The sequence below is a fragment of the Aeromicrobium sp. 9AM genome (assembly GCF_902506105.1).
In the GTDB taxonomy this organism is placed as follows: Bacteria; Actinomycetota; Actinomycetes; order Propionibacteriales; family Nocardioidaceae; genus Aeromicrobium.
The window spans coordinates 1,136,740-1,163,622 of record NZ_LR733304.1; the positions used below are offsets into that span (position 1 = coordinate 1,136,740).

The 26,883-nt window shown below is 67.6% G+C and carries 28 protein-coding genes; 6 read left to right on the forward strand and 22 right to left on the reverse strand.

What is annotated here, in order from left to right; genetic code table 11:
- Positions 1-126: 126 nt before the first annotated feature.
- Complete coding sequence (locus BOSE46_RS11880) at positions 127-537, forward strand: PLD nuclease N-terminal domain-containing protein (RefSeq protein WP_159540439.1); 411 nt, start codon at positions 127-129, stop codon at positions 535-537.
- A 26-nt stretch (positions 538-563) separates the two neighbouring features.
- Complete coding sequence (locus BOSE46_RS11885) at positions 564-1,469, forward strand: 5'-3' exonuclease (protein WP_201299622.1); 906 nt, start codon at positions 564-566, stop codon at positions 1,467-1,469.
- 74 nt (positions 1,470-1,543) lie between these two features.
- Here the strand turns inward: BOSE46_RS11885 and BOSE46_RS11890 are convergent, their stop codons facing one another.
- The 17 genes from BOSE46_RS11890 to BOSE46_RS11970 form a co-directional block, all read right to left on the reverse strand.
- Positions 1,544-4,270, reverse strand: coding sequence for an RNA helicase (locus BOSE46_RS11890; protein WP_159540440.1), 2,727 nt, complete (start codon positions 4,268-4,270; stop codon positions 1,544-1,546).
- Positions 4,271-4,305: 35 nt separating this feature from the next.
- Positions 4,306-5,184 (reverse strand): diacylglycerol kinase, encoded by an 879-nt coding sequence (locus tag BOSE46_RS11895; protein ID WP_159540441.1) that lies wholly within the window; start codon positions 5,182-5,184, stop codon positions 4,306-4,308.
- 100 nt (positions 5,185-5,284) lie between these two features.
- Positions 5,285-5,572: a hypothetical protein gene (locus BOSE46_RS11900; RefSeq protein WP_159540442.1), complete on the reverse strand. Its 288-nt coding sequence runs from the start codon at positions 5,570-5,572 to the stop codon at positions 5,285-5,287.
- 231 nt (positions 5,573-5,803) lie between these two features.
- Positions 5,804-6,580: a twin-arginine translocase subunit TatC gene (gene tatC / locus BOSE46_RS11905; RefSeq protein WP_159540443.1), complete on the reverse strand. Its 777-nt coding sequence runs from the start codon at positions 6,578-6,580 to the stop codon at positions 5,804-5,806.
- A 44-nt stretch (positions 6,581-6,624) separates the two neighbouring features.
- Positions 6,625-6,849 carry a Sec-independent protein translocase subunit TatA gene (tatA, locus tag BOSE46_RS11910; protein ID WP_159540444.1) on the reverse strand — a complete coding sequence of 75 codons (225 nt, stop codon included), beginning with the start codon at positions 6,847-6,849 and terminating at the stop codon, positions 6,625-6,627.
- Between the two features lie 28 nt (positions 6,850-6,877).
- Entirely contained in the window at positions 6,878-7,834 is a 957-nt protein-coding gene (locus tag BOSE46_RS11915) for a YafY family protein (protein ID WP_159540445.1), read from the reverse strand.
- A complete protein-coding gene (locus BOSE46_RS11920; RefSeq protein WP_159540446.1) occupies positions 7,831-8,802 on the reverse strand; it encodes a YafY family protein in 972 nt (323 codons plus the stop codon). The genes BOSE46_RS11915 and BOSE46_RS11920 overlap by 4 nt, the downstream gene beginning before the upstream one ends.
- A gap of 12 nt (positions 8,803-8,814) precedes the next feature.
- Entirely contained in the window at positions 8,815-9,633 is an 819-nt protein-coding gene (locus tag BOSE46_RS11925; RefSeq protein WP_159540447.1) for an FKBP-type peptidyl-prolyl cis-trans isomerase, read from the reverse strand.
- A gap of 171 nt (positions 9,634-9,804) precedes the next feature.
- Positions 9,805-11,166 (reverse strand): Pup--protein ligase, encoded by a 1,362-nt coding sequence (gene pafA / locus BOSE46_RS11930; RefSeq protein WP_159540448.1) that lies wholly within the window; start codon positions 11,164-11,166, stop codon positions 9,805-9,807.
- 73 nt (positions 11,167-11,239) lie between these two features.
- Positions 11,240-11,854, reverse strand: coding sequence for a DedA family protein (locus tag BOSE46_RS11935; protein ID WP_159540449.1), 615 nt, complete (start codon positions 11,852-11,854; stop codon positions 11,240-11,242).
- On the reverse strand, positions 11,848-12,699 hold the full coding sequence (locus tag BOSE46_RS11940) for a phosphatase PAP2 family protein (protein WP_159540450.1): 852 nt from the start codon (positions 12,697-12,699) through the stop codon (positions 11,848-11,850). Before BOSE46_RS11940 ends, BOSE46_RS11935 begins: the two co-directional genes overlap by 7 nt.
- A gap of 398 nt (positions 12,700-13,097) precedes the next feature.
- Complete coding sequence (gene prcA / locus BOSE46_RS11945; protein ID WP_159540451.1) at positions 13,098-13,793, reverse strand: proteasome subunit alpha; 696 nt, start codon at positions 13,791-13,793, stop codon at positions 13,098-13,100.
- 13 nt (positions 13,794-13,806) lie between these two features.
- Positions 13,807-14,622: a proteasome subunit beta gene (gene prcB / locus BOSE46_RS11950; RefSeq protein WP_159542693.1), complete on the reverse strand. Its 816-nt coding sequence runs from the start codon at positions 14,620-14,622 to the stop codon at positions 13,807-13,809.
- Positions 14,622-14,816 (reverse strand): ubiquitin-like protein Pup, encoded by a 195-nt coding sequence (locus tag BOSE46_RS11955; protein WP_159540452.1) that lies wholly within the window; start codon positions 14,814-14,816, stop codon positions 14,622-14,624. Before BOSE46_RS11955 ends, prcB begins: the two co-directional genes overlap by 1 nt.
- 182 nt (positions 14,817-14,998) lie before the next feature.
- A complete protein-coding gene (locus BOSE46_RS11960; RefSeq protein WP_159540453.1) occupies positions 14,999-15,772 on the reverse strand; it encodes a lytic transglycosylase domain-containing protein in 774 nt (257 codons plus the stop codon).
- A gap of 4 nt (positions 15,773-15,776) precedes the next feature.
- Positions 15,777-17,279: a depupylase/deamidase Dop gene (gene dop, locus BOSE46_RS11965; protein ID WP_159540454.1), complete on the reverse strand. Its 1,503-nt coding sequence runs from the start codon at positions 17,277-17,279 to the stop codon at positions 15,777-15,779.
- A gap of 4 nt (positions 17,280-17,283) precedes the next feature.
- Positions 17,284-17,898 carry a TetR/AcrR family transcriptional regulator gene (locus BOSE46_RS11970; protein ID WP_159540455.1) on the reverse strand — a complete coding sequence of 205 codons (615 nt, stop codon included), beginning with the start codon at positions 17,896-17,898 and terminating at the stop codon, positions 17,284-17,286.
- A 58-nt stretch (positions 17,899-17,956) separates the two neighbouring features.
- Here BOSE46_RS11970 and BOSE46_RS11975 point away from each other — a divergent pair, with 58 nt between their 5' ends.
- Together BOSE46_RS11975 and BOSE46_RS11980 are read left to right on the forward strand one after the other, a co-directional pair.
- Entirely contained in the window at positions 17,957-18,865 is a 909-nt protein-coding gene (locus BOSE46_RS11975; protein ID WP_159540456.1) for a DMT family transporter, read from the forward strand.
- A 61-nt stretch (positions 18,866-18,926) separates the two neighbouring features.
- The gene (locus BOSE46_RS11980) at positions 18,927-20,681 is read left to right on the forward strand and encodes an MFS transporter (protein ID WP_236551733.1); all 1,755 of its coding nucleotides are present in this window, start codon (positions 18,927-18,929) and stop codon (positions 20,679-20,681) included.
- Here BOSE46_RS11980 and BOSE46_RS11985 read toward each other — a convergent pair.
- The 4 genes from BOSE46_RS11985 to BOSE46_RS12000 all read right to left on the reverse strand — a co-directional run bounded on the left by BOSE46_RS11985 (position 20,674) and on the right by BOSE46_RS12000 (position 24,805).
- Positions 20,674-21,156, reverse strand: coding sequence for a GNAT family N-acetyltransferase (locus BOSE46_RS11985; protein WP_236551734.1), 483 nt, complete (start codon positions 21,154-21,156; stop codon positions 20,674-20,676). The genes BOSE46_RS11980 and BOSE46_RS11985 overlap by 8 nt on opposite strands.
- A gap of 4 nt (positions 21,157-21,160) precedes the next feature.
- A complete protein-coding gene (gene arc, locus BOSE46_RS11990; RefSeq protein ID WP_159540458.1) occupies positions 21,161-22,885 on the reverse strand; it encodes a proteasome ATPase in 1,725 nt (574 codons plus the stop codon).
- Between the two features lie 106 nt (positions 22,886-22,991).
- Positions 22,992-23,882 (reverse strand): tRNA (adenine-N1)-methyltransferase, encoded by an 891-nt coding sequence (locus BOSE46_RS11995; RefSeq protein ID WP_159540459.1) that lies wholly within the window; start codon positions 23,880-23,882, stop codon positions 22,992-22,994.
- A complete protein-coding gene (locus tag BOSE46_RS12000; RefSeq protein ID WP_159540460.1) occupies positions 23,879-24,805 on the reverse strand; it encodes a site-2 protease family protein in 927 nt (308 codons plus the stop codon). Before BOSE46_RS12000 ends, BOSE46_RS11995 begins: the two co-directional genes overlap by 4 nt.
- A gap of 65 nt (positions 24,806-24,870) precedes the next feature.
- On the opposite strand from BOSE46_RS12000, the gene BOSE46_RS12005 reads away from it, so the two are divergent.
- Both BOSE46_RS12005 and BOSE46_RS12010 read left to right on the forward strand, forming a co-directional pair.
- A complete protein-coding gene (locus BOSE46_RS12005; protein ID WP_159540461.1) occupies positions 24,871-25,716 on the forward strand; it encodes a PD-(D/E)XK nuclease family protein in 846 nt (281 codons plus the stop codon).
- An 18-nt stretch (positions 25,717-25,734) separates the two neighbouring features.
- Positions 25,735-26,205 (forward strand): hypothetical protein, encoded by a 471-nt coding sequence (locus BOSE46_RS12010; RefSeq protein WP_159540462.1) that lies wholly within the window; start codon positions 25,735-25,737, stop codon positions 26,203-26,205.
- Here the strand turns inward: BOSE46_RS12010 and BOSE46_RS12015 are convergent.
- Entirely contained in the window at positions 26,202-26,843 is a 642-nt protein-coding gene (locus BOSE46_RS12015) for an HAD family phosphatase (RefSeq protein ID WP_159540463.1), read from the reverse strand. The two genes, BOSE46_RS12010 and BOSE46_RS12015, sit on opposite strands and share 4 nt — an antisense overlap.
- Positions 26,844-26,883 lie beyond the last annotated feature (40 nt).

The window sequence follows — 26,883 nt, forward strand, 5'->3', positions numbered from 1 at the left end:
CGACGAGATCGGCGCCATCACCCTGCCGGTGGTGGCGCCGATCTCTGCATTCTGCCCCGGTCCCGGTGCGAGCCCTGCGATGATGTGGCGACCGTTTGATCGCCGAGAGGAGTCGCCGTGCTGTTCATGGACGGAGCATTTGGCCTGATCGTCATAGGCCTGTGGATCTTCTGCCTGCTCGACGTCATCTCGACCGACGAGTACGCCTGCCGCAACCTCGGCAAGACGATGTGGGTCATCCTCGTGCTGTTCTTCCCGCTCATCGGCTCGATCGCGTGGCTGGTGGCCGGCCGGCCGGAGTCGAACCCGACGTCGTCGATGCCCTACAAGGGCAACCACGGCCACCCCTCGTCGTTCCCGGAGTACGACCGCCCGGGTCGCTACGTCGCGACGAACCCGGAGGACGACGAGACCTTCCTGCGCGGCCTTCGGGAGCGTGCCGAGGAGCAGCGTCAGGCGTACCGGGCGAATCAGCAGCGGGAGCTGGAGAACCAGAAGCGACGCGAGCTCGAAGAGGGCGACAGCACTCCGTCGTGAGCGGGGCATCGCACTAGGCTCGGCTCATGGCACACGGTCGACTCCTGCTCCTCGACAGCGCAAGTCTCTACTTCCGGGCGTTCTTCGGCGTGCCCGACTCGTTGAAGGCTCCTGACGGCACGGTCGTCAACGCCCTGCGCGGAATCCTCGACTTCACGTCGACGCTGACCACGCAGTACCGGCCCGAGGCGATCGTCGCGTGCTGGGACGACGACTGGCGACCGCAGTGGCGCGTCGACCTGATCCCCTCCTACAAGACGCAGCGGCTCGACGTCGAGGGCGGCGAGGCCGACACGACCGGTGGCCTGCTCGGCCCGCAAGTGCCGCTGATCGCCGAGGCGTTCGGGCTGCTGGGGATACCGGTCGTGGGTGCCGCCGATGCGGAGGCCGACGACATCATCGGCACGTTCGCCTCGACCTGGGACGGCCCGGTCGACATCGTGACCGGCGATCGTGACCTGTTCCAGTTGGTCGACGACGCGCGCAACGTGCGCGTGCTCTACGTCGCGCGTGGGGTGTCCAAGCACGACGTCGTCGACAACGCGTGGCTGCGGGCGAAGTACGGCATCGACGCGTCGCAGTACGTCGACTTCGCGGTCATGCGCGGTGACGCGTCCGATGGCCTGCCGGGCGTTGCGGGCATCGGCGACAAGACCGCCGCCGTGCTGCTCAACGAGTTCGGCGACATCGACGGCATCCTCGAGGCGGCACAGGACCGGTGGTCGTCGATCAAGCCGCGGGTGCGCCAGTCGCTGCTGGACTCGGGCGACTACATCGCCGCCGCGCGTACGGTCGTGGCGGTCAAGCGCGACGCCTGCGACTTCGAGGTGCTCACGGGACCCGTGCAGCACGACGCGTTCCGTACGTTCGGCGAGACCTGGGGCCTCGGTGGAGCCACCGAAAGAGCCCTGACCGCGCTGGCAGCTGAGTAGACCCTCGCTGGGAGTGACGTTTGCGTCGGGGTGGGACGGCGATTCGCGACCCGAACGTCACTCCCAGCGAGGGGTCAGCTCGTGACGCTGGTGTAGGCGACGACGCCTCGGCGCAGCAGGTCGAGCGACTCTCGGGCGGTGTCGCGCAGCGGACCGGGGCCGGCCGCATCGGCGATCTGGGCGACGACGTCGATCAGCTGCTTCATGGCGCGGACGAAGTCGCCGGCGGCCAGGTCCATCTGCCCGAGCACGTCGTCGAGCGAGGCGCCCATGCTCCACTGCCAGACCGCGTGCGCGAAGCCGAAGTCGGGCTGGTGCAGGAACCTGACGCGATGCTCGCGCTCGAGTCGCTGCAGGTCGGTGCAGAGGTTGGTCATCGTGTCGGCGACCTCGCGCACCGGCTCGTTGGGGAACCGCGGAGCGGGTGCGTCGTCGGCGTTGCGTGACTCGAACGTGAGACCGCTGACGACCGCGGCGAGCTCAGCCGCCTCCAAGCCGTCCCAGACTCCCCCGCGCAGGCACTCGCTGACCAGCAGGTCGAGCTCGCTGTAGAGCCGCTGGAGCCGCTTGCCGTCGTCCGTGACCTGGTCACCGTCGAGGTATCCCAACACGTCGAGCACCTCGCACACCCGGTCGAACTGGCGCGCGACGGTGTTCGTACGCGACTCGATCCGGCCACGCTGGTTGGCGGTGTCGCGCTCGAGCTTGAGGTAGCGCTCGGCCCAGCGCGCGTGCTTCTCGCGGTCGGGACAGCTGTGGCACGGGTGGTTGCGCAGCTTGTCGCGGATCGCCGCGATGCGGGGGTCCTCGCGGGAGACGTTCTCGCGATAGGGCTTGTCCTGCCGCCACGCGACGCCTTCGGCCCGGTTGCGCAGTTGGGATGCCAAGTCGCGGCGCGACTGCGGGTTGCGCGCGTTGAACGACTTGGGGATGCGCATCGTGGTGATGGGCGCGACCGGGGTGTTGAAGTCGACCATCGCGAGCCGCCGCGCGTGCCGGTTGGCGGTCAGCACCATGGGTCGCGGGCCCTCGTTGTCGGTCGTACGCCCCGGATCGAGCACCACGGCGATGCCGGCCCAGCGCCCGACGGGCACGTTGATGACGTCACCGGGCTTGAGCTTGACCAGTGACTCGACGACGTCCTGGCGGTCGGCGGCTCGCCGCGCCTTGGACCCCGACGCCTCGATGTCGCTGAGCTCGCGGCGCAGCGAGGCGTACTCCATGAAGTCGCCCTTGTCGCACTGGATGTTCTCGCTGTAGCCCTCGAGCGCCTCGTCGGCCTTGCGGATCTGCCGGGCCAGTCCGACGACGGCACGATCGGCCTGAAACTGGGCGAAGGACTGCTCGAGCAGCTCGCGGGCGATCGTGCGGCCGACCTGCCCCACGAGGTTGACCGCCATGTTGTAGGACGGCTGGAACGACGAGTTGAGTGGGTACGTCCGCGTGCTGGCGAGACCGGCAACCTGCTTGGGGTCGAGGCCGGGCTGCCACAGCACGACGCCGTGTCCCTCGACATCGATGCCACGGCGACCGGCGCGACCGGTGAGCTGGGTGTACTCCCCCGGTGTGATGTTGGCGTGCGTCTCGCCGTTCCACTTCGACAGCTTCTCGATGACGACCGAGCGGGCCGGCATGTTGATGCCGAGCGCGAGGGTTTCGGTGGCGAAGATGATCTTGACCAGACCGTTGCTGAACAGCAGCTCGACGCACTCCTTGAACGTCGGCAGCATGCCGGCGTGGTGCGACGCGATGCCGCGCACGAGGGCGTCGCGGAACTCGTAGTAGCCCAGGACGTGCAGGTCGTCCTCGGGCAGGTGCGAGCACGTCGCGTCGACGACGGCGCCGATCTCGGCCTGCTCCTCGGGTGTCGTCAGGGTCAGCCGCGCGTCGAGGCACTGCTTGACCGCCGCAGCGCATCCGGCGCGGCTGAAGATGAAGCAGATCGCCGGGAGGAGCCCTTCGGCGTCCAGACGTTCGACGACCTCGACCCGGCTCGCGGTGCGGTGCCGGCTGCGGGGACGCTTGCCACCCTTGCCGGGCCGGCCCTTGTGCATACGGGTGAACTGCCAGTCGTCACGCGCGATGCGGGTCAGCGCCTGGTTGACCTCGACGCCGTCGCCGTCGGCGCTCGACTCGAACAAGGGGAACATCTTGCGGCCCACCAGCACGTGCTGGTGCAGGGGTATCGGCCGGCGCTCCTCGACGATCGTGACAGTGTCGCCGCGCACCTCGGTGAGCCAGTCGCCGAACTCCTCGGCGTTGGACACCGTCGCCGACAGCGAGATGACCGACACCGACTCCGGCAGGTGGATGATGACTTCCTCCCAGACGGCGCCGCGCATCCGGTCGGCCAGGTAGTGCACCTCGTCCATCACGACGTAGCCCAGCGTGTCGAGCGTGCGCGACCCGGCGTAGAGCATGTTGCGCAGGACCTCGGTCGTCATGACCACGACGGGTGCCTCGCCGTTGATCGTGTTGTCGCCGGTCAGCAGCCCGACGTTCTCGGCGCCGTGGCGGGCCACCAGATCGGCGTACTTCTGGTTGGACAGTGCCTTGATCGGCGTGGTGTAGAAGCACTTGCGGTTGGTCTCGAGGGCCAGGTGCACGGCGAACTCGCCGACGATGGTCTTGCCCGAGCCCGTGGGAGCGGCGACCAGGACACCGTGGCCGGCCTCGACCTCCTTGCACGCCTCGACCTGGAAGTCGTCGAGCTCGAACGCGTAGTGGCCGCGGAACGCAGCCAGGTGCGGATACTCCCGGGCGGCGCGGGAATTCGCATATTTCTCGGCCGGGGAGGTCATGTGTCCAGCCTACGCGCGAACGGGTGATCCACCCGCTATGGCGCGGGCGGCGCGAAGACCCGAAGAGCCGCAGGCTGCACGGTCGTCGTCATCGGCAGCGGGCCGAGCCGTTCTCCGTCGCCGTACGCCACGATGCCCGGCGACGAGAGGGTCACTTCGCGGACCAGATGGCGCTCGAACTCCGGCATCGTCACGTGGGTGCCCTTGTAGAGCTTGGGGAACACCCGGATCAGCTTGGCCTTGCTGACCGGGTTGATGACGACCACGTCGAGCAGGCCGTCGTCCATCGAGGCGCCCTCGCAGATGCGGATGCCGCCGCCGAACGACGGCCCGTTGCCCACGGCGACCAGCATCGCCTCACGCTCGATCGTCCGCCCGTCCAGCGTCAGGGTGAACGGCAGCGGCTCGAACTTGCGCAGCTCGGCGAGGATCGCGATGTTGTAGCGCATGTTGCCTCGTGGCCAGGTCATGGCGTTGGCGCGCTCGTTGACCTTGGAGTCGAAGCCGGACGCGATCACGGTCGCGACGTACGCCTCGCCCGTACGCGCCAAATCGACCGTGCGGACGTGACCGGCGACGACCAGGTCGACCGCCGCGTCGACGTCCTTGACCGGGATGCCCAGCGATCGGGCCGTGTCGTTGCCCGTGCCGGCCGGTATCAGGCCGAAGGCGAGGTCCGAGTCGGCGACATGGTCGAGCACTCCGTGCAGCGCGCCGTCTCCCCCGACGACCAGGACACCGTCAAGGCCGCTGTCGATGGCCTGCTTGAGCTGGTCGCGGGCCGACGGCGCGTCCTCGCCCTGGATGCGGGTCGTGACGTGCCCGGCGTGCCCGAGCCGTTGGGCCGCCTGGGCGGCGATGGCCTCGCCGTGGCGCTTGCCGGAGGTCGGATTGACGACAAGCGCGTAGTGCATGTGAGAAGCGTAGTGGGAGCGCAGCCTCGATCGTGCGCCTGACGACGGTTCGACAGGCTCGTCATTCCGTTCCTGTTCGGGCGGAATGACGAGCCTGCACTCAGGCCGCCGCGGACCACCAATCGCTGCAGTTCATGACAAATCCCGATCCGGTCGCTCCGTTGCACGACCGGATCAGCACCCTGGTCCCCTCAGCAATGTTGGGTCCGTTGTACGTCTTCCAGGCGCTTCCAGACCCGTTGTTGTTCCAGAGCGAGTGGATCGTGCTGGACGACCCGATCTTCCATTGCGTGACCGCCGAGAGGCTGTCGCCGTAGATGTCTTTCGCGCCGAAGATCTCTCCATCGGGCTTGAAATATCCCATGGTCACTTCGTGATTGCGGTACACGTTTGTCACGGTCCACTTGGATCCATCCCACGCCCAAGGGACATATGCCGCCTGGGCAGGTGAAGCGACAATGACGCCTGCGCACGCAATCAAGAGCCCGAGTACAACATTTACGATTCGTTTCACAGCCATGACTTCCCCCCCGATAAAGGCGACCTGCGTGGCCGCCAACGATGTTGCAGCCACATTAGACCGTTACAGACAGACCGTCACGTCTATGACCCAGGGGTGTCAGTCATCCAAAGGCGAGAGCTCATCGTCAGCGAGCTCGGGCTCGGCGGACTTCGCCCGCTTGCGGTCGGTGAGCTTGGCGATGATCTCGGAGACGAAGTAGAGGATCGTCATGGGCGCGGCCAGGAAGATCATCGTCAACGGATCCGTCGTGGGCGTGGCGATCGCCGCGAAGATGAAGATCGCGATGATGATCCACGGGCGGGCGCGGGCCAGCTGCCGGGAGTTGACGAGTCCGATGCGGTTGAGGATGACGACGACGAGCGGGATCTCGCACGCGACGCCGAACACCAGCATCATGCGGATGATGAAGTTGAAGTACTCCGCGCCGGTCACGAGGTTGCCGAACCCGTCGGGCACGAACCCGATCAGCACGTTCATGGCCTTGGGCAGCAGCAGATAGGCGAAGCCTGCGCCGGCGACGAACAGTGGTGCGCCGGTCGCGGTCAGCAGCACCGCCCACTTCTTCTCGTTGCGATGCATCGCCGGCAGCACGAAGGCCCAAGCCTGCCACAGCCAGAACGGGCTGGAGATCAGGAGTCCGACGACGAACGAGATCTTGACCTGGAAGTTGAACGCGCCGCCGATGCCCGTGATGACGATGTCCGACTTGATGCCGCGCTCCTTGAGCATCGGCTGGATGTCGTTGTAGGGCTCGGTCAGAAAGTTGAGGATCGGCTCGTAGAAGACCCACGCCACGATCGTCCCGACGAGGATCCAGAGAATCGCCCTGACCAGCCGGCGACGAAGCTCGCGGAGATGTTCTATGAGCGGCATCGTGCCGCCCGCGGGGATCGGCTTGCCGCGCCGAAGCGCCAAACTCAGCTCTGTTCGGGCTTCTTGTCCGCCTCGGGAGCGGTGATGGCCTCAGGCTTGGTGTCCGTGTCGTCATCGTCGTCGCGCAGGCCCTTGACCTCGGACTTGAAGATGCGCAGCGCCTTGCCCGATCCGCGGGCGAGCTCGGGGAGCTTCTTGCCGCCGAACAGCAGCACGACCACGCCGAGAACGATGAGGACCTCCTGCGGTCCGATGCCGTTGCGGAACATGGTTGTCACCTTTGCTCGTGAAGTTCAGTCACTGCTCATCGTACGCGCTGAGGGCAGCACGGGCGTCGTCAACTACCTGTGAACGCAATAAGTCTGGCTCGATGACCGCGACCGACCCGGCATTGCGGAGCACGAGGCGCCTGAGCCAGGCCCAGTCCGCGCCGTAGAGCTTGGCCCGCCAGACGCCGTCGGCATTCTGCTCGAGCAGGTCGACCTGGTAGTACTCAGTCAGCCAGTGCGCCCGTGGATGCAGGTCGACCAGGGCGTACGGGGTGTCCTCGCCGACCGTGAAGATGCCGTCGGAGAGGTCGCGCTCCTGGACATCGTGGTCCTCGGCATCGATCTCGGTGACCTCGGCGTCGATGACCCGGTCGAGCCTGAAGAAGCGCAGGTCCTGGGCCCTCAGGCACCACGCCTCGAGGTAGAGCTTGCCCTGCTCCGTGAACAGGCGGCGCGGGTCGACGGCCCGCTCCGACTGCTCGTCGCGGGCGACCGTCGCGTAGGTCAGCTGGAGCCGCTTGCCGTTGGCCAGGGCGTGCACGATCGAGGTGTGGATCGTCGGGTCGACCTCGTCGAGCAGCACGTCGACGGGCGGCGAGGCGGTGTCGCCGACAGCGCTCTCGAGCTTGGCGAGGGCACTGTCGATCACCGTGAGCTCCGAGCCGCTCGCCGACGCGCGAAGCGTACGCAGCGCCACGATCAGCGCCACACCTTCGCGGGCGCTGATGCGCAGCGGGCGGGTCATGAACTCGGCGTCGCGGATGTGCACGACGCCGTCCTCCTCGAGGGCAGTGAGGTCGAAGTCGATGAGCTCGCCGGCGTACTCCCCCGTGCCGGTGTACATCAGCAGACGGAGGTCGTCGCGGATGACCCGGGGCGTGACACCGAACTCGGCGGCCACCTCGTTGACGGGGATGCCGTCGTTGCCCTGCAGGTAGGGCACGAGGGCCAGCATGCGTACGACCTGCTGCCGTGACCTGCTCATGCCGTCGCCTCGACGCTGCCCTGGACCGCGGCCTTGAGGCGCTCGATCACGGCATCGCGTACGTCCGGGGGCGACACGACGACCACGTCGGGACCGTAGGAGGCCACCTCTGAGGCGAGCTCCCAGCGGGACGAGTAGCGGATCTCGACCTCGTCGAGATCGTCGCCGAGCGGCGTGACCTTTTCGGCGAGACGGCGCAGCGACTGCCCGCGGCCCGTGCGGATCCGCAGCACGGCGGCGACGTCGGACGACGGCGGGAAGAGGTCGCGCGCGATGTCCTTCATGTCGATGTCCGGGGGCACTTCGTACGAACCGGGCGCGCCCATCGTCTCGACCTCGCCGATGACCCGCGACAGCCGGAAGATGCGGGCTTCCTCGCGATGGAGGTCGTATCCCCCGACGTACCAGCGGTCGTGCCACGAGATGATGCCCCACGGCAGGAGGTGCCGCTCCATCGGCTCACGGCCGGGACGGGCGTAGACGAACGAGACGGGGATGCGCCGTGTGACGGCCTCCCACATGCTGTCGAACGACGGCTCGTCGGTCGACAGCTTGGGCTCGGCCATGCGCAGGACACTCGTGTCGACGTCGACCCCGATGGCCTTGAGCTTGACCAGGGCCGTCGTGGACTCGCTCGCCAGACCGGCGTGCTCCCAGACCTGGGTGGCGAGGCCGATGACGGCCGCCTCCTCGCGCGTCAGCTCGAGATCGGGCAGCTCAGCCTCGTCGCGACGGATGCGATAGCCCGGCTCGTCGTTGAAGTACTTGTCGTTCTGGCCCATCTCGACAGTGATGCCGAGCTCGCGCAGCTCCTCCTTGTCGCGCTCGAACTTGCGGTCGAACGCCTGAGGCGTCGAATCGCGATAGTCGGCGATCGACTCGCGAATCTGGTCCTTCGTGAGGTACTGGCGACTGACCAGCAACGCGAAGATGAGGTTCATCAACCTCTCGGTCTTGCGTTCGGCCATGTCAGGAGGATGTCAGGAAGCGTCGAGCAAGTCGACTGCGAAGATCAGCGTGTCGCCCTTGCCGATCTTGCTGCCTGCCGGCGGCTTGTTGCCGTACGCGGTGTCGGGCGGGCAGACGATGACGACGCGGCTGCCGACCTTCTGCCCGATGAGCGTCTCGTTCCAGCACTTGATGAGGCCATCTCCACCGATCTGGAAGGGCACGGGCTGCTTGCTCCACGACTCGTCGAAGACGGCGCCGGTCGGGTAGACCTGACCGACGTACTGGACCGTGAGGGTCTGGCCGGACTTGACCTTGTCGCCCTTGCCCTCGATCACGACATCGGTGCTGATCTTGGACTTCTTCTTGTCCATGGTCTCGGTCTTGACGAATTCGGCCGGGTGCTTGTCGGCGTCGAGCTTGAGCTTGGGCAGATCCTTGGGCAGGCTCTTGCTGGCGCCCGTGGCCTCGGTGGGGACCTTGGCGACCAGGTCGAAGAGGAAGACCATGGTGTCGTTCTTCTTGATGTTGTAGGTCGACTGGCCCTGGTCGCCGAAGCCGTCCTTGGGCGGGATCGCGACGAGCACGCGGCTGCCGATCTTCTGGCCGACAAGTCCCTTGACGAAGCCGGGAAGCATGCCCTGGCCGAGCGTCAGCGTGACGGGCTTGCCCGTGGCGTACGTGCTGTCGAACTGCTTGCCGGTCGTGCCGTTGACGCCGGCGAGGCTGATCTTGATCGAATCGCCGCTGGCGACCTCTTCGCCGCCGCCCTTCTTTACGACGCGGGAGGTGGTCTTGGTGGCCTTGAAGCCCTTGTCGACGGTGACCTTGGGGGTCTTGGCCGAGCTCACCTTGACGTCGTCGAGGCCCCCGCCTCCTGAGTCGCTGCTACCGCCGCATCCAGCGAGAACGAGGCTGGTGGCAGCAACAGTTGCCAGGAGAATTCGACGCACGAGAACGACCTTCACGGTGGGAAAACAGATCGTCGGTCATCCTAACGACAACGGACAAGCCGCCCGTCGTCACATCCCGTCGATCAGCCGCTGCACCCGCTCGTCGTGTGACCTGAAGGGATCCTTGCAGAGCACGGTGCGTTGAGCCTGGTCGTTGAGCTTGAGGTGGACCCAGTCGACCGTGAAGTCACGGCGGCGCTCCTGGGCCCGTTTGATGAAGTCCCCGCGCAGGCGCGCACGGGTGGTCTGCGGCGGTATGGACTTGGCCGCGAACACGTCGAGGTCGTTCGTCACACGCGCGACGGCGCCCTTCTTCTCCAGCAGGTAGAAGATGCCTCGGTCGCGGCGGATGTCGTGATAGGCGAGGTCGAGCTGTGCGATGCGCGGATCGCCCCAGCTGAGCCCGTTGACGCTGCGATAGCGGTCGAGCAGCTTGTACTTGATGACCCAGTCGACCTCGCGCTCGACGAGCGAGAGGTCCTCGGACTCGACGGCCTTGAGCGTGCGCTCCCACAGGTCGAGCGCGCGCGTGATCGTCGGGGTGTGCAACCCGTGCTTGTCGACGAACTCGGCGGCCTTGCCGAAGTATTCGGCCTGGATCTCCAGCGCCGAGAGCTCACGCCCGTTGGCGAGCTGCACCTTGCGGCGGCCGGTCATGTCGTGGGCGATCTCGCGGATCGCGCGGATCGGGTTGTCGAGGGTCATGTCACGCATCGACACCCCGCCCTCGATCATGCGGAGCACGAGATCGGTGGTCGCGACCTTGAGCAGGGTTGTCGTCTCGCTCATGTTGGAGTCGCCGACGATGACGTGCAGGCGGCGGAATCGCTCGGCGTCGGCGTGCGGCTCGTCGCGGGTGTTGATGATCGGCCGCGACCGGGTGGTGGCGCTCGAGACGCCTTCCCAGATGTGCTCGGCGCGCTGGCTGACCGAGAAGATCGTGCCGCGCGGGGTCTGCTGGATCTTGCCGGCACCGCAGATGATCTGCCGGGACACGAGGAACGGGATCAGGACGTCGGCGAGCCGGCTGAACTCGCCCTGGCGGCTGACGAGGTAGTTCTCGTGGCATCCGTAGGAGTTGCCGGCGGAGTCGGTGTTGTTCTTGAACAGGTAGATGTCGCCCTCGACGCCGTCGTCGGCCAGCCGCTTCTGGGCATCGATCATGAGCCCTTCGAGGATCCGCTCCCCTGCCCGGTCGTGCGTGACGAGGTCGACGAGGTCGTCGCACTCCGGTGTGGCGTACTCCGGGTGGCTGCCGACATCGAGGTAGAGACGGGCTCCGTTGCGGAGGAACACGTTGCTGCTGCGACCCCACGACACGACCCGGCGGAACAGGTAGCGGGCCACCTCGTCGGGTGAGAGCCGGCGCTGGCCCTTGAAGGAGCACGTCACTCCGTACTCGTTCTCGATACCGAAGATCCGCCGGTCCATGAGTTCAGCCTAGTCGCGCGGGCCCGCCCGCGTGGTGTGGCGCGCGAACGTCACTGACTTGTAGCGCGCCACGTCACCTGGCGCAGACCGGTTCGGAAGCCTGTTCGCCGAGCGTCGAGAGGTCCGCGGGCACGGTCGGACGGCGACGCTTGCGTACGACCCTGAAGACCAGCGCGACCACGGCGATGCCGGCCACCGCCGCGACGAGGAGCGGCGTGTTGTCGAGGAGCCCACTGGCGGCAAGTCCCGCACCGGCGCCCACCCAGACGGCCGACCAGCCGGCCGCGCCGACCAGCGACGCCACCGCGAAGCGCGGGTAGCGAAGGTGTGCGGCGCCGGCAACGGCCGGCATGACCGTACGGACGAAGGGCAGCAGGCGGCTCACCAGGATGGCCCAGAAGCCATGCGCCTGCATGAGCTCGGTCGCCCGGTCCCAGCGGTTGCGCCCGAGCCGCGCGATCAGCCGTGAGCCCCGCAGGCGGGGACCGCCGACCCGTCCGATGACATAGCCGAGGTGGTCCCCCGCGCTCGCGCCGAGCGCGACCGCGATGCCGAGAGACAGCAGCGGCAGGACGCCGTCGACGTTGGCAGCGAGGCCCGAGATCGCCACCTCACCGGGCAGGACCGCACCGAGCCCGAGGCCCGACTCCGCGAGGGCGAACACGAACCCCAGCAGGGACGTCACCATGACGGCGTCGGCTCGACTGGCTTCGGCGCGGAGCGTTCGGCCATCCGCGTCGCGGCCACGATGCCGATCGCGACGACGACGGCACCCATGATGGCGTCGAGCAGCCAGTGGTTGCCCGTCGCGACCACGACGAGGGTCGTGCCCGCGACGTAGAGCACGGACAGCACGTGGCCCGTGCGCTTGACGTACCGCCACATGGCCCAGGCGACCCAGACGGTCCAGCCCACGTGGAGCGACGGCATCGCCGCCAGCTCGTTGGTCATGCCGCCGAGCCCTGCCGGTGCCGAGGCATGGCCTGACCACCAGCCGTACGCCGCTGTCTGCGCCAGCGCGTCGACGTAGCCGGCACCCATCAGCCGGGGCGGCGCGGTGGGGATCAGCACGTACGCGACCAGGCCGATGGCCGAGCCGATCACGAGGCCGTTGCGGGCACGCCGGTAGTCGCTGCGGTGCTTCCAGAAGATGAAGACCAGGACGGCCGGAGTCACGAGGTAGTGCAGCGAGGCGTACCAGAACGACATCGGCACGGCGATCGACGGCATGGTGCCGAGCGTGGAGTTGAGCCAGGACTCGATGTCGAGGTGGAGGAACCCCTCGATGTTCAGGACGTCCGCGGCGCGTTGACGGGCGCTCACCAGGTCGTGGTCCGCCAGCATGCGGCTCGCGCTGTAGGCGATCCACAGCGCGGCCAGCAGGAGCACCTCGCGGATACCAGGGTGGAAGAGCAGGCGCGAGACGGACGAGGCCCGCCGCTGCCCTGTGCTGCGTGATGCGGTGACAGTCCTCGGCCGGGCGCCGGCGAATGCAGAAGATGACTCGCGGGTCATGGTCAGCTCGGAACTCATGTGAGCTCTCCTTCGATCAAGCGCCGGTCGGTCGACCGGGTATGCCCTCCAGCACACTCGATCTGCGCGCTGCGAACCATCGAGGTGAGCGCAGACTCGGGGGCACTCAGCCGCCCGTTTCGCGGGGTGTCACCACCCCAGGGCCGGGTGGGCACCCGACCCCGACTTCGCGCCGCCGGCGACCATCGCTCTGCGAAGCGGTCGGCAGTGATGGACGGCGAGTGCCAGGCGGTGATCGACATCGTCAGGCCCTCAGCCGGCTACGAACATGGTCGCAACGGTCATGACAGGCTCCAGGAGTTATACGGATAGTCTCTCCGCTTATCCTAGGCTCAACCGGAGCAACCTTTCCACTTCGACTCGAGTGACCTGAGTCACTTTCGCCGTAACGCCTCGAATCAGGAGCTGAGGGCGGCGGAGACGTCCGCGTCGCTCACGCGACGGAACTTGCGCGGCTGCGTGCGCGATCGGGTGAGAATCGCGACCTCGAGCGCCGACGACTCGACCGTACGGGGCGGGGTCGCGTCCTGACCGAGTGCCGTGACGGCGACGCGGATCGCCTCGGCCAGCGGTAGGCCGGCCCGGTAGTGCTCGCTGAGGTAGGCCTCGACCTGCTCGTTCTGCCCGCCCATCACGCCGTAGCCCTGCACGTCGGCGACCGAGCCGTCGTACATCAGTCGGTAGACCTGGTCCTGCGACGCGTCGTCGCCGAGCTCGCCGACGAAGATCTCGACCTCATAGGGCTTCTCACCGCCGGAGGAGAAGATCGTGCCGAGCGTCTGGGCGTACGCATTGGCGAGCCCGCGCGCCGTGACGTCACGCCGGTCGTAGGAGTAGCCGCGCAGGTCGGCAAGGCGTACGCCGGCGATGCGCAGGTTCTCGAACTCGTTGTAGCGGCCGACGGCGGCGAAGCCGATGCGGTCGTAGATCTCGCTGATCTTGTGCAAGGCCTGGGACGGGTTCTCCGCGACGAACAGGATGCCGTCGTCGTAGAGGACCACTGCGACACTGCGGCCGCGGGAGATGCCCTTGCGGGCGAAGTCCGCCCGGTCCTTCATCAGCTGTTCGGGCGAGACGTAGAACGGTTGCGTCATCGGATCGGTCCTCTCACGTCAGGGGGGCCGAGGGGCCGTCGGGGCGACCCATGCGGGCGGCGATGACCTGGTCGGCGATCGCCGCGGTCTCGTCCTCGGAATAGGCGCGGTAGCCGTTGGCCGTGATGGCGCCGACCATCGGGAAGATCCGGCGGGCGAGGTCGGGACCTCCGGTCGCGGTGTCGTCGTCGGCCGCGTCGTAGAGCGCCTGGATCGCGGCGGTCACGGCGTCGGTCTCGCTCATGCCCTCGCTGTAGAGCTTCTTGAGCGATCCGCGCGCGAACGTGGAGCCCGAACCGACCGAGTGGAAGGCGCGCTCCTCGTTGCGGTTGCCGGTGACGTCGAAGGCGAAGATGCGTCCGACTCCGGCGTCGAGGTCGTACGCGGCGAACAGTGGGACGACCGCGAGTCCTTGCATGGCCATGCCGAGGTTGTTGCGGATCAAGGCGGCGAGGCGATTGGCCTTGCCGTCGGTCGAGAGGACGGTGCCCTCGATCTTCTCGTAGTGCTCGAGCTCGACCTGGAACAGCCGCGTCATCTCAACGGCGAGCCCAGCCGTGCCGGCGATGCCGACGCAGGAGTACTCATCGGTCGGGAAGACCTTCTGGATGTCGCGCTGCGCGATGACGTTGCCCATCGTGGCGCGACGGTCGCCGGCCATGACCACGCCGCCGTCGAACGTCGCGGCGACGATCGTGGTGCCGTGCGTGACTCCCACGAGGCTCCCCCCATCTGTCGCGCGGGCGGAAGGCAGCAGCTCAGGAGCTCTGACGGCGAGGTAGTCGGCGAAGGACGAGGTTTCGGACAGTCGAGTGCCGTCAGGCAGCATCACTGCCCGCCCTTCTGCACGAAGCTGCGGACGAACTCCTCGGCGTTCTCCTCGAGCACGTCGTCGATCTCGTCGAGGATCGAGTCGACGTCGTCGTCGAGCTTTTCCTTGCGTTCGGCATCGACCTCGGTGGTCTCGGCCTGCGCCTCGGGCTCGCTCGCCTTGCGGGTGCTCTTGTGCTGCTGTTCGGACATACCCCAACCCTATCCCGGCAAGGCCAGACGTGGCGTGACCTCGCCATACCTGCGACGACCGATTGGCCGCGCCGAAGTCGGGTACGAAGAGATTGGCGTCCGGTTGAGTAACCAGCCGGACGCCAGCGGGCGGGGGCCGAGCAACATTCCAGGAGACGGTCCCCGCCCGCCCCATTCCTCAGCTAGTGCGTGACGTACGAGTTGGCGCGCGCGACGACGCTGCGGACGTAGTCGTCCGAGTGGTTGTACGAGAAGATCGCCTGGGTCCAGCCCTCGCCGGTCCGCATGTCGCGGCCGGAGGCGCACAGGTAGCGCCCGGCCGCGTAGGCCGCGTCGACCACGTTGTTGGGATCGGCGGTGCCGTCCTTGTTGCCGTCCGATCCCCACTTGCGCCACGTCGACGGAATGAACTGCATGGGTCCGACGGCGTGGTCCCACTGCGTGTCGCCATGCCACTTCTCGGACTGCTTGTCGGACGGGATACGGGCCATGCCGGACGAGCCGTCGAGCGCCGGGCCGAGAATCGGTCGTGACGTGGTGCCGTCCGCGCGCAGCCGGCTGCCGCCGTTGGTGCCGTGCCCGGACTCGATCGCCCCGATCCCGGCGAGGGTCGTCCAGCCGACGTGGCACTTCGGCTGCTCGGTCGCCAGGCGCACGGACGCGAGGGCGTATGCCTCGAGGGCCACGGTGCCGATGCCGGTCTGCCGCGAGACGTCCGACAGCCAGCTCGCCGAGATGTGGTCACCGGCCGGCGCGGGCGCCGGGGCTACCGGCTCCGACACGGGCTTGACCGGAGCCATCGTGGTCGTGGGTGTCGGGAGGGCGCGAGGAGATGGCTCGGGCGGGGACTTGGCGAGCAGTGCGGCCGCCACGACGAGCCCGGCGACACCGAGGAGCGCGGTGACGAATATCGCTGTGGTGATGCGGCGTTCCCGGCGTGCGGCCTGGTCCGACATGGCGCTAACGACCTGTGATGGCCGCGAACAGCTCGCTTGCGGTGTTGCTGCGGTCGAACAGCTCGCCGACGTGCTCCGCCGTGCCTCTAAGTGGCTCCATCGTCGGTATGCGCTGCAGCGAGTCCTGCCCGGGCAGGTCGAAGATGACCGAGTCCCACGACGCCGCTGCGATGTCCTTGGAGAACTTGGCGAGGCACATGCCGCGGAAGTAGGCCCGGGTGTCGCGCGGCGGGTCGGTGACCGCGGCGGCGACCTGCTCATCGGTCAGCAGCCGGTCCATGCGATCGGTGCGGATGAGCTGGTGATAGAGCCCCTTGTGCAGCCTGACGTCGTGGTACTGGACGTCGACCAGGTGCAGCTTGGCGTGGTCCCAGTCGAGGCCGTCACGCTCGCGATAGCGCTCCAGCAGCGCCAGCTTGGCGACCCAGTCGAGCTCGCGCACGCACTCCATGGGGTCGCGGGCGAGTCGGTCGAGGACGCTCTCCCACCGGCGCAGGACGTCGTCGGTCTGCTCGTCCGAGCCTTCGCGCGCCACGAACTCCTTGGCCAGGCGGAGGTACTCCCCCTGCAGCTCGAGGGCCGTGACGGTGCGGCCGTCCTCGAGCTCGACCTTCTGCGTCAGCGTCGGGTCGTACGAGATGTCGTGCAGGGCGGTGACGGGCGTCGCGAGGGCGAGGCTGCGCGTCAGGAAGCCCGCCTCGATCATTGCGAGGACGAGCGAGGTCGTGCCGTGCTTGAGGTAGATCGCGGTCTCGGAGCAGTTGGCGTCGCCGATGATGACGTGCAGCCGGCGGTACTTCTTGGGGTCGGCGTGCGGCTCGTCGCGCGTGTTGATGATGGGCCGCTTGAGCGTCGTCTCGAGGCCGACCCCGACCTCGAAGTAGTCGGCGCGCTGGCTGATCTGGAACGCGTGGACGCTGCCGTCCTGCTTCTGCCCGACGCGTCCGGCGCCCGTGAACACCTGGCGCGAGACGAAGAACGGGGTGAGGTGCTCGACGATCTGGTCGAACGGCACGTCGCGCCGCATGAGGTAGTTCTCGTGAGCGCCGTAGGACGCACCCTTGTTGTCGACGTTGTTCTTGTAGAGCACGATCGGCGCGGTGCCGGGGATCTGGGCCGCGAGCTCGGCGCCGAGGCGCATGACGTTCTCGCCGGCCTTCTCCCACAGCACGACGTCGAGCGGGTTGGTGACCTCGGGACTGGAGTACTCCGGGTGCGCGTGGTCGACGTAGAGCCGGGCGCCGTTGGTGAGGATGATGTTGGCCAGGCCCATGTCCTCGTCCGTCAGCTGGGACGGATCGGCGACCTCGCGGCTCAGGTCAAACCCGCGCGCGTCACGCAGCGGGTTCTCCTCCTCGAAGTCCCACCTGGCTCGACGGGTCAGGCCGTGCGCGGCGGCGTAGGAGTTGACGACATGCGTCGAGGCGACCATCGGGTTGGCGTGCGGCTGCCCCTGCACGGCGATGCCGTACTCGACCTCACTCCCCTGCACGCGCCTGACTGTCATGCGTTCAGCCTACGGTCCCCTCGGCTGCATCACGCGCGGAGACACCCTCGGCGACGAGTCTGCCGACCAGGGCACGCGCATCGGCCATCGCCTCAGGCTGCGCACCAGCGGTCAGCTGCACGATCGCTCCCTCGTGCACCAGGGCCACCTCGCGCCCGCGCCGTTCGGCGTCCGGGATGTCCAGCTCGGTCAGCAGCCCGATGTAGTAGTCGCGGGTCCAGATCTTCTCCTCGGCGATGATCGGCAAGCCGTCGTGTCCGGTGCCGGCCAGCTCGGCATACGCGTTGACGAACCCGCAGCCTCGCGAGTTGACGGCCATCCAGCTGGCGAGCGCGTCGAGAACGGCGAGGACCCGGCCCGTGCCCGGCTCTGGATGGTGCTCCTCGACGTACGCCGTGGCGTACTCGTGCCACCGGTCGCACCGTTGCCGCAGGTAGGCCGTGATGAGTCCGTCCTTGGAGCCGAAGCGGTCGTAGATCGTCTTCTTAGTCGTGTCGGCCTCTTCGGCGATGCGCTCCACGCCGACCGCCCGGAGGCCGTGCTCGTAGAACAGGCCGGCGGCGGTGTCGAGGATCCGGTGCGCCGTGGGCGTCATGCGCGGCGGGGTGATGGTCGTCATGTGAACTCCTTCGGAATCTACACTGCGAGTATACCGACCGGTATGTTTATGTGAAGGCATGTCCCCCAACGTGCGTACGAACGTCGGCCCTTCGGTTGCCCTTGTCGTCCTGTGGAGCTCAGGCTTCATCGGCGCGGAGCTCGGCACGCGGCAGGCGCCGGCCTCGACCCTGCTGGCCTGGCGCTACCTCGTGGCGGCCGTGATCTTGATGGCGCTGTGCCTGTGGCGGCACGAACGCATCGGTCGCGCCGGTCTGGGCCGGCAGGTCGTGCTCGGACTGCTGTGCCAGGTGGCCTATCTCGGCCTCACGGTCAGCGGGGTCGGCCTCGGCGTGCCGTCGGGGACGACCGCGTTGATCGCCTCGATGCAGCCCTTGGTGGTGATCGTCCTGGCCGCCCTCGTGCTGTCCGAGCGCGCGCAAGTGACGCAGCTCCTCGGACTGGGTCTGGGGCTCGGCGGTGTGCTGCTCGTCGTCAGCGGCGACCTCGGAGCGGGCGACGCTCCCTGGTGGGCGTACGTCCTCCCGTTCGTCGGGATGCTCTCGCTCGCGTCGGGCACCGTGCTGCAGCAACGGTGGCGCCCCCAGGAGTCCGTGCTGACCTCCCTCACCGTGCAGACCGTCACCGCGGCAGTCGCGTTCTGGCTGTTGGCACTGATCGAGGGCACGGCCGGCGAGCCGACTCCCCCGGCGTTCTGCGTCGCCGTCGCGTGGGTCGTGCTGCTCTCGAGCTTCGGCGGCTACGGGTCGTACCTGTACGTCTCTCGCACCCAGGGCGCGACCAAGGCCAGCACGCTGCTCTACCTGACGCCGCCGACCACGATGGTGTGGGCGGCACTGATGTTCGGCGATCGGGTGCCTCCCGCCGGGCTGGCCGGGATGGGCCTTGCAGCGGTCGGCGTGGTCGTGGCCGTCAGGGCAGCGAGCCGGCCTCGCCGCGTCGCTGCCCTCGCCACATCGGCCCGCTGACGGCGCCCCGACGATCCGCGCTAACCTTCTAGTTGCACCTCGCAACTACATGGAGGACCAGTTGAGCGCCGCGACATCGAGCAGCAGACAGAACCGCTGGGGTCGAGATCATCCCCACTACCGGTGGGTTGCCCTCTCCAACACGACCCTCGGCGTGCTGATGGTCACGATCAACTCCTCGATCGTCATCATCTCGCTTCCGGCGATCTTCCGCGGCCTGCACCTCAACCCACTCGAGCCCGGCAATGTGGGCTACCTGCTGTGGTTGCTGATGGGGTTCCTGTTGGTGTCGGCGGTGTTCGTGGTGACGTTCGGGCGCCTCGGCGACATGTACGGCCGGGTCCGGATGTACAACTGGGGCTTCATCGTCTTCGCGATCGCCTCGGTCGCGACGGCTCTGGACCCGCTGGACGGCGGATCCGGGGCGATGTGGCTGATCCTGTGGCGTGTGTTGCAGGGCATCGGGGGCGCGATGCTGTTCGCCAACTCGACGGCGATCCTCGCCGACGCATTCCCGGCGACCCAACGCGGCATGGCGCTCGGCATCAACCAGGTCTCGGCGATCGCCGGCTCGTTCCTCGGACTGGTCATCGGTGGCCTGCTGTCGGAGTGGCACTGGCGCGCGGTGTTCTGGGTCAGCGTGCCGTTCGGCATCCTCGGCGCACTGTGGTCGTGGAAGTCCCTCCACGAGCTCGGCGAGAAGCGTCCGGGAAGGCTCGACATCCCGGGCAACCTGACGTTCGCGGTAGGTCTGTCCGCTGTCCTCGCTGCCATCACGTACGGCATCCAGCCCTACGGTGGGCACACGATGGGCTGGCTAAACCCGTGGGTGCTGCTCGGCCTGATCGGCGGCACCGTCCTGCTCGTCGTCTTCTGCCTCATCGAGACCAGGGTCGCTGACCCGATGTTCGACATGAGCCTGTTCAAGATCCGGGCCTTCAGCGCCGGCAACGTCGCGGGACTCCTGGCCTCGATCGCGCGCGGCGGCATGCAGTTCATGCTGATCATCTGGCTGCAGGGCATCTGGCTGCCGCTGCACGGCTACGACTTCGAGTCCACTCCCCTGTGGGCCGGGATCTACCTCCTGCCCCTGACCGTCGGCTTCCTCGTCGCCGGGCCGATTTCCGGGACGCTGTCGGACCGTTACGGCGCACGGTGGTTCGCCGGTGGCGGCATGCTGCTCGTCGCCGCGACCTTCATCGGCATGCTGCTGATCCCGACCGACTTCCACTACTGGATGTTCGCTCTGCTGATCTTCCTCAACGGCATCGGCTCGGGTCTCTTCTCGGCGCCGAACACCTCGTCGATCATGAACAGCGTGCCGGCGCGCCAGCGGGGCACGGCCTCAGGCATGCGCGGTACGTTCTTCAACTCCGGCACGTCGTTGTCGATCGGGCTCTTCTTCTCGCTGATGATCGTCGGACTGGCCAACGCCTTGCCCAGGACCCTGACCGACGGTCTCGTTGCGCAGAAGGTCCCCCACGGCACCGCCGAACAGATCGGCAACCTCCCACCCGTCGGCTCGCTGTTCGCGGCGTTCCTCGGCTACAACCCGATCGAAAGCCTGCTGGGACCCTCCGGCGCGCTCAAGACCATCCCTCAGTCGAACGCCGACACACTGACCGGCAAGACGTTCTTCCCTCATCTGATCTCCGAGCCGTTCCACCACGGGCTGATCGTGGTGTTCACGGCAGCGGCGGTGATGTCGGTCATCGCGGCGATCGCCTCGCTGCTGCAAGGAGCCAAGTACGTGCACGACGACTCGACCGACCAGGCGGTGGCTGCCGCGACCGTCGAGGAGTCCGTCGTCAGGTGACGTCCAGCACCTTGCCGAGGTGCACGCTGAGCTCGGAGTCGGCGTAGTAGCCGAACGCCGGTATGTCGTCATAACCGGCTGAGCGGTACATCGCGATCGCTTCGGGCTGCTCGAGCCCGGTCTCGAGGATCAATCGGGTGATGCCGGCCTCGCCAGCCGTCCGCTCCAGCTCGGCGAGGATCAGCCGCGCCAGGCCCCGACGCTGGAACGCCGGACGTACGTACATGCGCTTGATCTCGGCGTCGTCCCACTCGGCCAGCGGTGCGTGGCGCCGCCAGCCGCCCATCGCCGCGGGGACGTCGTCGACGTAGACCATGAAGAACCGGCCGCCCTCGCCGTCGAACTCCGACGTGTCGACCGGCGCGGTGTCCCCCTCACCGCCGTAGCGCAGGACGTACTCATCCTGCACCTCAGCGGTCAGCAGTCGCGCGTCTGCGCTGCCGTAGGAGGCAGCACGAAGGTCGTACGTCAGCACGGACCTAGAGGTACTGGCCCGTGTTGGCCACGGTGTCGATCGACCGGCCCGGCTCGTTGCCGCTCTTGCCGGAGATGAGGGTGCGGATGAACACGATGCGCTCACCCTTCTTGCCCGAGATCCGCGCCCAGTCATCGGGGTTGGTGGTGTTGGGCAGGTCCTCGTTCTCCTTGAACTCATCGAGGCAGGCCTGCAGCAGGTGCTGCACCCGCAGGCCGCGCTGACCGTGCTCGAGGAGATCCTTGATCGCCATCTTCTTGGCCCGGTCGACGATGTTCTGGATCATGGCGCCGGAGTTGAAGTCCTTGAAGTAGAGGACTTCCTTGTCGCCGTTGGCGTAGGTCACCTCGAGGAACTGGTTGTCCTCGGACTCGGTGTACATCCGCTCGACGGTGCGCTGGATCATGCCCGTGACGCAGGCCTGACGGTCGCCGTTCCACTCCGCGAGGTCGTCCGCGTGCAGCGGAAGGCCGGCGGTGAGGTACTTGCTGAAGATGTCGGTGGCCGACTCCGCGTCGGGGCGCTCGATCTTGATCTTGACGTCGAGTCGTCCCGGCCGCAGGATCGCGGGGTCGATCATGTCCTCGCGGTTGGAGGCGCCGATGACCAGGACGTTCTCGAGCCCCTCGACACCGTCGATCTCGCTGAGCAGCTGCGGCACGATCGTGTTCTCGACGTCGGAGGAGACGCCTGAGCCGCGGGTGCGGAACAGCGAGTCCATCTCGTCGAAGAACACGATGACGGGAGTGCCCTCGCTGGCCTTCTCACGAGCGCGCTGGAACACGAGGCGGATGTGCCGCTCGGTCTCGCCGACGTACTTGTTGAGCAGCTCGGGGCCCTTGATGTTGAGGAAGTACGAACGACCTTCCTCGCCCGTGCGCTCCGACACCTTCTTGGCCAGCGACGCCGCGACCGCCTTGGCGATCATGGTCTTGCCGCAGCCGGGAGGGCCGTAGAGCAGCACGCCCTTGGGCGGCTTGAGCTCGTGCTCGATGAAGATCTCGGGGTGCAGGTAGGGCAGCTCGACGGCGTCGCGGATCGACTCGATCTGGTTGCGCAGACCGCCGATGCTCTCGTAGTCGATGTCGGGGACCTCTTCGAGGACCAGGTCCTCGACCTCGCTCTTGGGGATGCGCTCGTAGACGTAGCCGGAGCGCGAGTCGAGCAGCAGCGAGTCGCCGGGCCGCAGCTTGATGCCCTCGAGCGACTCGGCGAGGCGCACGATGCGCTCCTCGTCGGCGTTGCCCATCACCAGGGCGCGCTCGTTGTCGGCCAGGATCTCCTTGAGCGAGACGACCTCGCCGACGACCTCGAAGTCGAGCGCCATGACGACGTTCATCGCCTCGTTGAGGATGACCTCCTGGCCCTTCTGCAGGTCTTCCTTGTCGACCGAGGGGCTGACGTTGACCCGCAGCTTGCGGCCACCGGTGAAGACGTCGACGGACTCGTCGTCGTTGCGCTGCAGGAACGTGCCGAAGCCCGTCGGCGGCTGTGCCAGCCGGTCGACTTCTTCCTTGAGCGTCACGATCTGGTCGCGCGCCTCACGCAGCGTCGACGTCAGTCGCTCGTTCTGCGAGCTCGTGGCCGACAGCTTGGCCTCGAGCTCGGAGAGCCGCGAGTCGGTGGACCCCTCCGAGCCGAGTCGGCGCCTGAGATGCTCGACCTCGGCGCGCAAGTAGGCGAGCTCCTGGTCGGATCCGCTCGTCTGGATGGGCTCGTTGTCGGTCATGGCCACCTCCTGCTCGTACGAATGACCCTACCCGCCAACCCCACCTCAGCGGTTGTCATCTCAGACACAGGAGAAGTGTCTTTTGGATGACGTTGCCCAGACGTTGCTACTCCTCGACGAACCCGGCGGGTCGCGGACCCTTGTAGTCGGGGCCGTACGCGCCGGGTGCGGGACGCCGCGACTTCTCCAGGGAGGTCTGTCCGGGTGCCATCCTGCGGGCCGTCACGAGGAACGCCGTGTGGCCGTTCATCTTGTGGTCGGGACGCACCGCCAGGCCCTCGAGGTGCCAGTCGCGCTCGAGCGTCTCCCAGGCGCGCGGCTCCGTGAAGCCGCCCTGCTCGCGTACGGTCTCGACGAATCGCGAGAGCTGGGTCGTCGTCGCGACGTAGGCACAGATGATGCCGCCGGGGGTGAGTCGCTCCGCGGCGAGCGGGATGCAGGTCCAAGGGTCGACCATGTCGAGGATGAGCCGGTCGATCTCGGTCTCGCTGATGACCTCGCGGACGTCACCGACCGTCAGCGTCCAGCCGGGCGGATTGGGACCGGCGACCTGGTGCACGTTGCGCACGACGTTCTCGGCGAAGTCCTCGCGGATCTCGTACGAGCCGAGGGTCCCGGTGGGACCGATGGCACGCAGCAGGTAGGAGGTCAGGCTGCCCGATCCGGCACCGGCCTCGACGACGCGGGCGCCGGGATAGATGTCGGCCTGCGCGACGATCTGGGCGGCGTCCTTGGGGTAGATGATCGCGGCGCCGCGCGGCATCGACACGACGTACTCGAACAGCAGCGGCCGGAACACCTGGTAGGGCGCGCCCATCGACGACTCGATGACGATGCCCTCGGGGTGGCCGATCATGTCGTCGTGGCTGATCTGGCCCTTCTTGGTCGAGAACTCCGCACCGTCGGCCAGCAGGACGTTGTGCTTGCGCCCCTTGGGATCGGTCAGGCGTACCCACTCCCCTGCCTCGAGCGGGCCGCTGCGCATGAACGACGTCATCGGCTCGCCCGGTATGCCTCGTCGACGGCGCGGGCGGTCAGGACGCCGTAGACCGTGCCGTCGGACTCGACGAGCGCGTACGCCTCGGCGGGTCGTGCTGCCATTGCCTTCAAGAGATCTGCTCCGTGGAGGTCGGCCGAGAGCTGCTCGGCGTTGGGTGGTGGGGTCGCGCCCGGGAAGCCGATCGTGCGCGCATCGAGGGAGTTGATCCGCGCGGACCGGCCGGCGTTGCTGAGCGCGTCGCTCGCGCCCTGCCAGAGGTACCAGCCGACGAGCACCGCGATGACGAAGTCGATCTGGAACGTCGGTTCGTCGTTGCGGGTCAAGGCGTACGCGACGATGCCGACAGCCGTGATGCGCCCGAGCCATGCGGCGATGCGGATACCGGTCTCCTCGCGGCCCGAGACCTGCCAGACGATCGCCCGGAACACCCGGCCGCCGTCAAGCGGCAGGCCGGGCAGCATGTTGAAGATCGCGACGAGGACGTTGAGCTGGGCGATGGCGTGGACGACGTCCGCGGGCGTACCGGTGAGCGTCGGCTCGACGGCGAAGCAGGCGAGGCCGATCGCCAGTGACGACAATGGGCCGCTGATCGAGACCGCCAGCTCCTGCCATGGCGTGCGGCTCTCGCCCTCGATGAGGGTCTCGCCACCGAGCAGGTGCAACGTGACGGAGTGGACCCGCATGCCGAACCCGCGGGCCACCGCGACGTGGGCGAGCTCGTGGATCAGCACCGAGACGTACAGCGCGAGCACGAAGATCGTGGCGAGAAGGTAGGGGTTGGAGTCGGCGCGCTCGTCGAACCGGCGGGCGAACAGCACGACCAGCGCCACGCCCATGACCAGCAGCGACGGCTTGATCAGGACGTCGACGCCCACGAGACGGCCGAGTCGCCAGGCGCCGGGTCGCGGGGTTGGGCTCACCGAGTCAACCTATCGGGTCGCGTGGCGTGGATCGATTCGTCGGTGGGCCGAACTAGTCTGCTCGCATGGACGACTCCGACGCACCAGTGACCGTACGCCGGTCGTTGTCGCCGAGCCGGGCCGGTGACTTCCAGAACTGTCCGCTGCTCTACCGCTTCCGCACGATCGACCGGCTGCCCGAGCCTGCTGATCCGGTCATGGTCCGCGGCACCCTGGTGCACGCGGTTCTCGAGGACCTGTTGGCCGAGCCCGCGCCCGGACGCACGCTCGATCGCGCCGTCGAGCTGCTGCCCGGCCAGTGGGACAAGCTGCGGGCCGAGGAGCCCAGGCTCGCTGAGCTGTTCACCGCCGAGCAGGCCGCCGACGAGACCGCGTGGCTGGCCTCGTCGGTCGACCTCTTGCGTACGTACTTCGGGATGGAGGACCCGCGCTGGCTCGAACCGGCGTCTCGCGAGGAGCGGGTCGCCTACGAGCTGGAGTCCGGCGTGACGTTCGCGGGCATCGTCGACCGCATCGACGTCGCACCTGACGGCCGGATCAGAGTGGTGGACTACAAGACGGGGAGGAGTCCCAATCCTCGCTTCGAGGACAAGGCGATGTTCCAGATGCGCTTCTATGCGCTGGTCATCTGGCGCACCCGAGGCGTCATCCCGACGCTGCTCCAGCTGATGTACTTCGGTGACGGGACCTTCCTGACGTACGAGCCCGAGGAGCAGGAGCTCCTGGCCACCGAGCGCAAGCTCGTCGCGTTGTGGGCGGCGATCGAGCGAGCCATCGAGCTGCGTGACTTCCCGCCGCGCAAGAGCGGCCTGTGCGGCTGGTGCGCCCACAAGGCGCTGTGCCCCGAGTTCGGCGGCACTCCCCCGGAGATGCCCTTCTTCGAGGTCATAAACGTCCCGCAGGCGTCGTGAGTCCCCTACGGTTTGACCATGCCGACTCCCCTTGCCGACGTCCTTGCAGCTGTTCCGTCGATCAACGACCCGGGTGAGCCGTTCTCCTTCGCTGCCGACGGCGACACGATCGTCGGCACCTGGGACATCGTCAAGGCGACCTCGCTCTACCCGACCCAGGTCACGACGATCGACAAGGACTACCGCATCACGGTGACGTTCGACGTCGCCAAGGGCACGTTCGACTTCAACGAGCTGCACACTGAGTCGGCCGGCTCGCTCGACGCCGGGGGCGGCAGCTTCGAGAAGAGCTTCTTCTCCGGCAAGGGCACAAGCAAGGAGTTCAGCTTCGAGTTCGGCGGGGTCAACAAGACCGACGAGGGCGTCTCGATGGCGCCGGTGACCTACTCGTTCTCCACCAAGCGGATCAAGGAGCCGCTGTTCACGTTCCTCGAGCAGCACGGCTGGCACCGCAAGAAGGGCCTGCTCAGCGGGCTGTTCAACCGCTAGACGAACAGTGGGTCGAGATCCTCGGGCTTGACGCCCTCGAGCGTCGGCACCTGGACGCGGCGATCGGCTTCCGGCACGTTGACGAAGTGCGGCACCACGAGCACGTCGCAGCCGGCCGCGCTGGCCGAGGCAGCGCCGGTGCCTGAGTCCTCGATCGCGAGGCAGTCGCCCGCGTCGACGCCCAACAGCTCCGCCGCCAGGAGGTACGGGTCGGGGTGTGGCTTGGGTCGGGAGACGATGTCACCGGTGACGACAGCCTTGAACGGCAACGAGGCGACGACGGGCTCGGCGATCGCGGTGTAGGACATCGTGACGAGCGCCTGCGGCACGCCCTCGGAGTCGAGCGCCTCGATCAGCTCGCGAGCGCCGGGTCGCCAGTCGATGTGCTCGGTCAGCGATGCGGCGAGCTGGTTGACGAGGTAGTCCACGACGTCCTCGGCGGTCATCTCGATCTCGAGCTTCTCGCGGATGTAGTGGCCCGAGGCGATCAAGGAGTTGCCGACGAGGGCGAGTCCGTCCTCCTCGGTCCAGATCTTGCCGTGCTCGGCGGCCAGGGCGTGCTCGGCGCCCATCCAGAGCGGCTCGGTGTCGACGATGGTGCCGTCGAGGTCCCAGAGGACGGCGGCGTATTGAGTCACCCTTACACCGTAGAACAGGCACACCAGCCGATCGTCACCG

Coding starts and splice junctions, on each gene's coding strand:
- BOSE46_RS11975 (WP_159540456.1), top strand. CDS start 17,957: ATGTCCCCCAACGTGCGTACGAACGTCGGCCCTTCGGTTGCCCTTGTC.
- BOSE46_RS12010 (WP_159540462.1), top strand. CDS start 25,735: ATGCCGACTCCCCTTGCCGACGTCCTTGCAGCTGTTCCGTCGATCAAC.
- BOSE46_RS11955 (WP_159540452.1), bottom strand. CDS start 14,816: ATGTCCGAACAGCAGCACAAGAGCACCCGCAAGGCGAGCGAGCCCGAG.
- arc (WP_159540458.1), bottom strand. CDS start 22,885: ATGACCGACAACGAGCCCATCCAGACGAGCGGATCCGACCAGGAGCTC.
- pafA (WP_159540448.1), bottom strand. CDS start 11,166: ATGGACCGGCGGATCTTCGGTATCGAGAACGAGTACGGAGTGACGTGC.
- BOSE46_RS11895 (WP_159540441.1), bottom strand. CDS start 5,184: ATGCACTACGCGCTTGTCGTCAATCCGACCTCCGGCAAGCGCCACGGC.
- BOSE46_RS11935 (WP_159540449.1), bottom strand. CDS start 11,854: ATGGTGACGTCCCTGCTGGGGTTCGTGTTCGCCCTCGCGGAGTCGGGC.
- prcA (WP_159540451.1), bottom strand. CDS start 13,793: ATGACGCAACCGTTCTACGTCTCGCCCGAACAGCTGATGAAGGACCGG.
- BOSE46_RS11960 (WP_159540453.1), bottom strand. CDS start 15,772: ATGTCGGACCAGGCCGCACGCCGGGAACGCCGCATCACCACAGCGATA.
- dop (WP_159540454.1), bottom strand. CDS start 17,279: ATGACAGTCAGGCGCGTGCAGGGGAGTGAGGTCGAGTACGGCATCGCC.
- BOSE46_RS11880 (WP_159540439.1), top strand. CDS start 127: ATGGACGGAGCATTTGGCCTGATCGTCATAGGCCTGTGGATCTTCTGC.
- tatC (WP_159540443.1), bottom strand. CDS start 6,580: ATGCCGCTCATAGAACATCTCCGCGAGCTTCGTCGCCGGCTGGTCAGG.
- BOSE46_RS11970 (WP_159540455.1), bottom strand. CDS start 17,898: ATGACGACCATCACCCCGCCGCGCATGACGCCCACGGCGCACCGGATC.
- BOSE46_RS11920 (WP_159540446.1), bottom strand. CDS start 8,802: ATGGCCGAACGCAAGACCGAGAGGTTGATGAACCTCATCTTCGCGTTG.
- BOSE46_RS11995 (WP_159540459.1), bottom strand. CDS start 23,882: ATGACGTCGTTCATGCGCAGCGGCCCGCTCGAGGCAGGGGAGTGGGTA.
- BOSE46_RS11885 (WP_201299622.1), top strand. CDS start 564: ATGGCACACGGTCGACTCCTGCTCCTCGACAGCGCAAGTCTCTACTTC.
- BOSE46_RS11890 (WP_159540440.1), bottom strand. CDS start 4,270: ATGACCTCCCCGGCCGAGAAATATGCGAATTCCCGCGCCGCCCGGGAG.
- BOSE46_RS11915 (WP_159540445.1), bottom strand. CDS start 7,834: ATGAGCAGGTCACGGCAGCAGGTCGTACGCATGCTGGCCCTCGTGCCC.
- BOSE46_RS12005 (WP_159540461.1), top strand. CDS start 24,871: ATGGACGACTCCGACGCACCAGTGACCGTACGCCGGTCGTTGTCGCCG.
- tatA (WP_159540444.1), bottom strand. CDS start 6,849: ATGTTCCGCAACGGCATCGGACCGCAGGAGGTCCTCATCGTTCTCGGC.
- BOSE46_RS11940 (WP_159540450.1), bottom strand. CDS start 12,699: ATGAGTTCCGAGCTGACCATGACCCGCGAGTCATCTTCTGCATTCGCC.
- prcB (WP_159542693.1), bottom strand. CDS start 14,622: ATGCTGCCTGACGGCACTCGACTGTCCGAAACCTCGTCCTTCGCCGAC.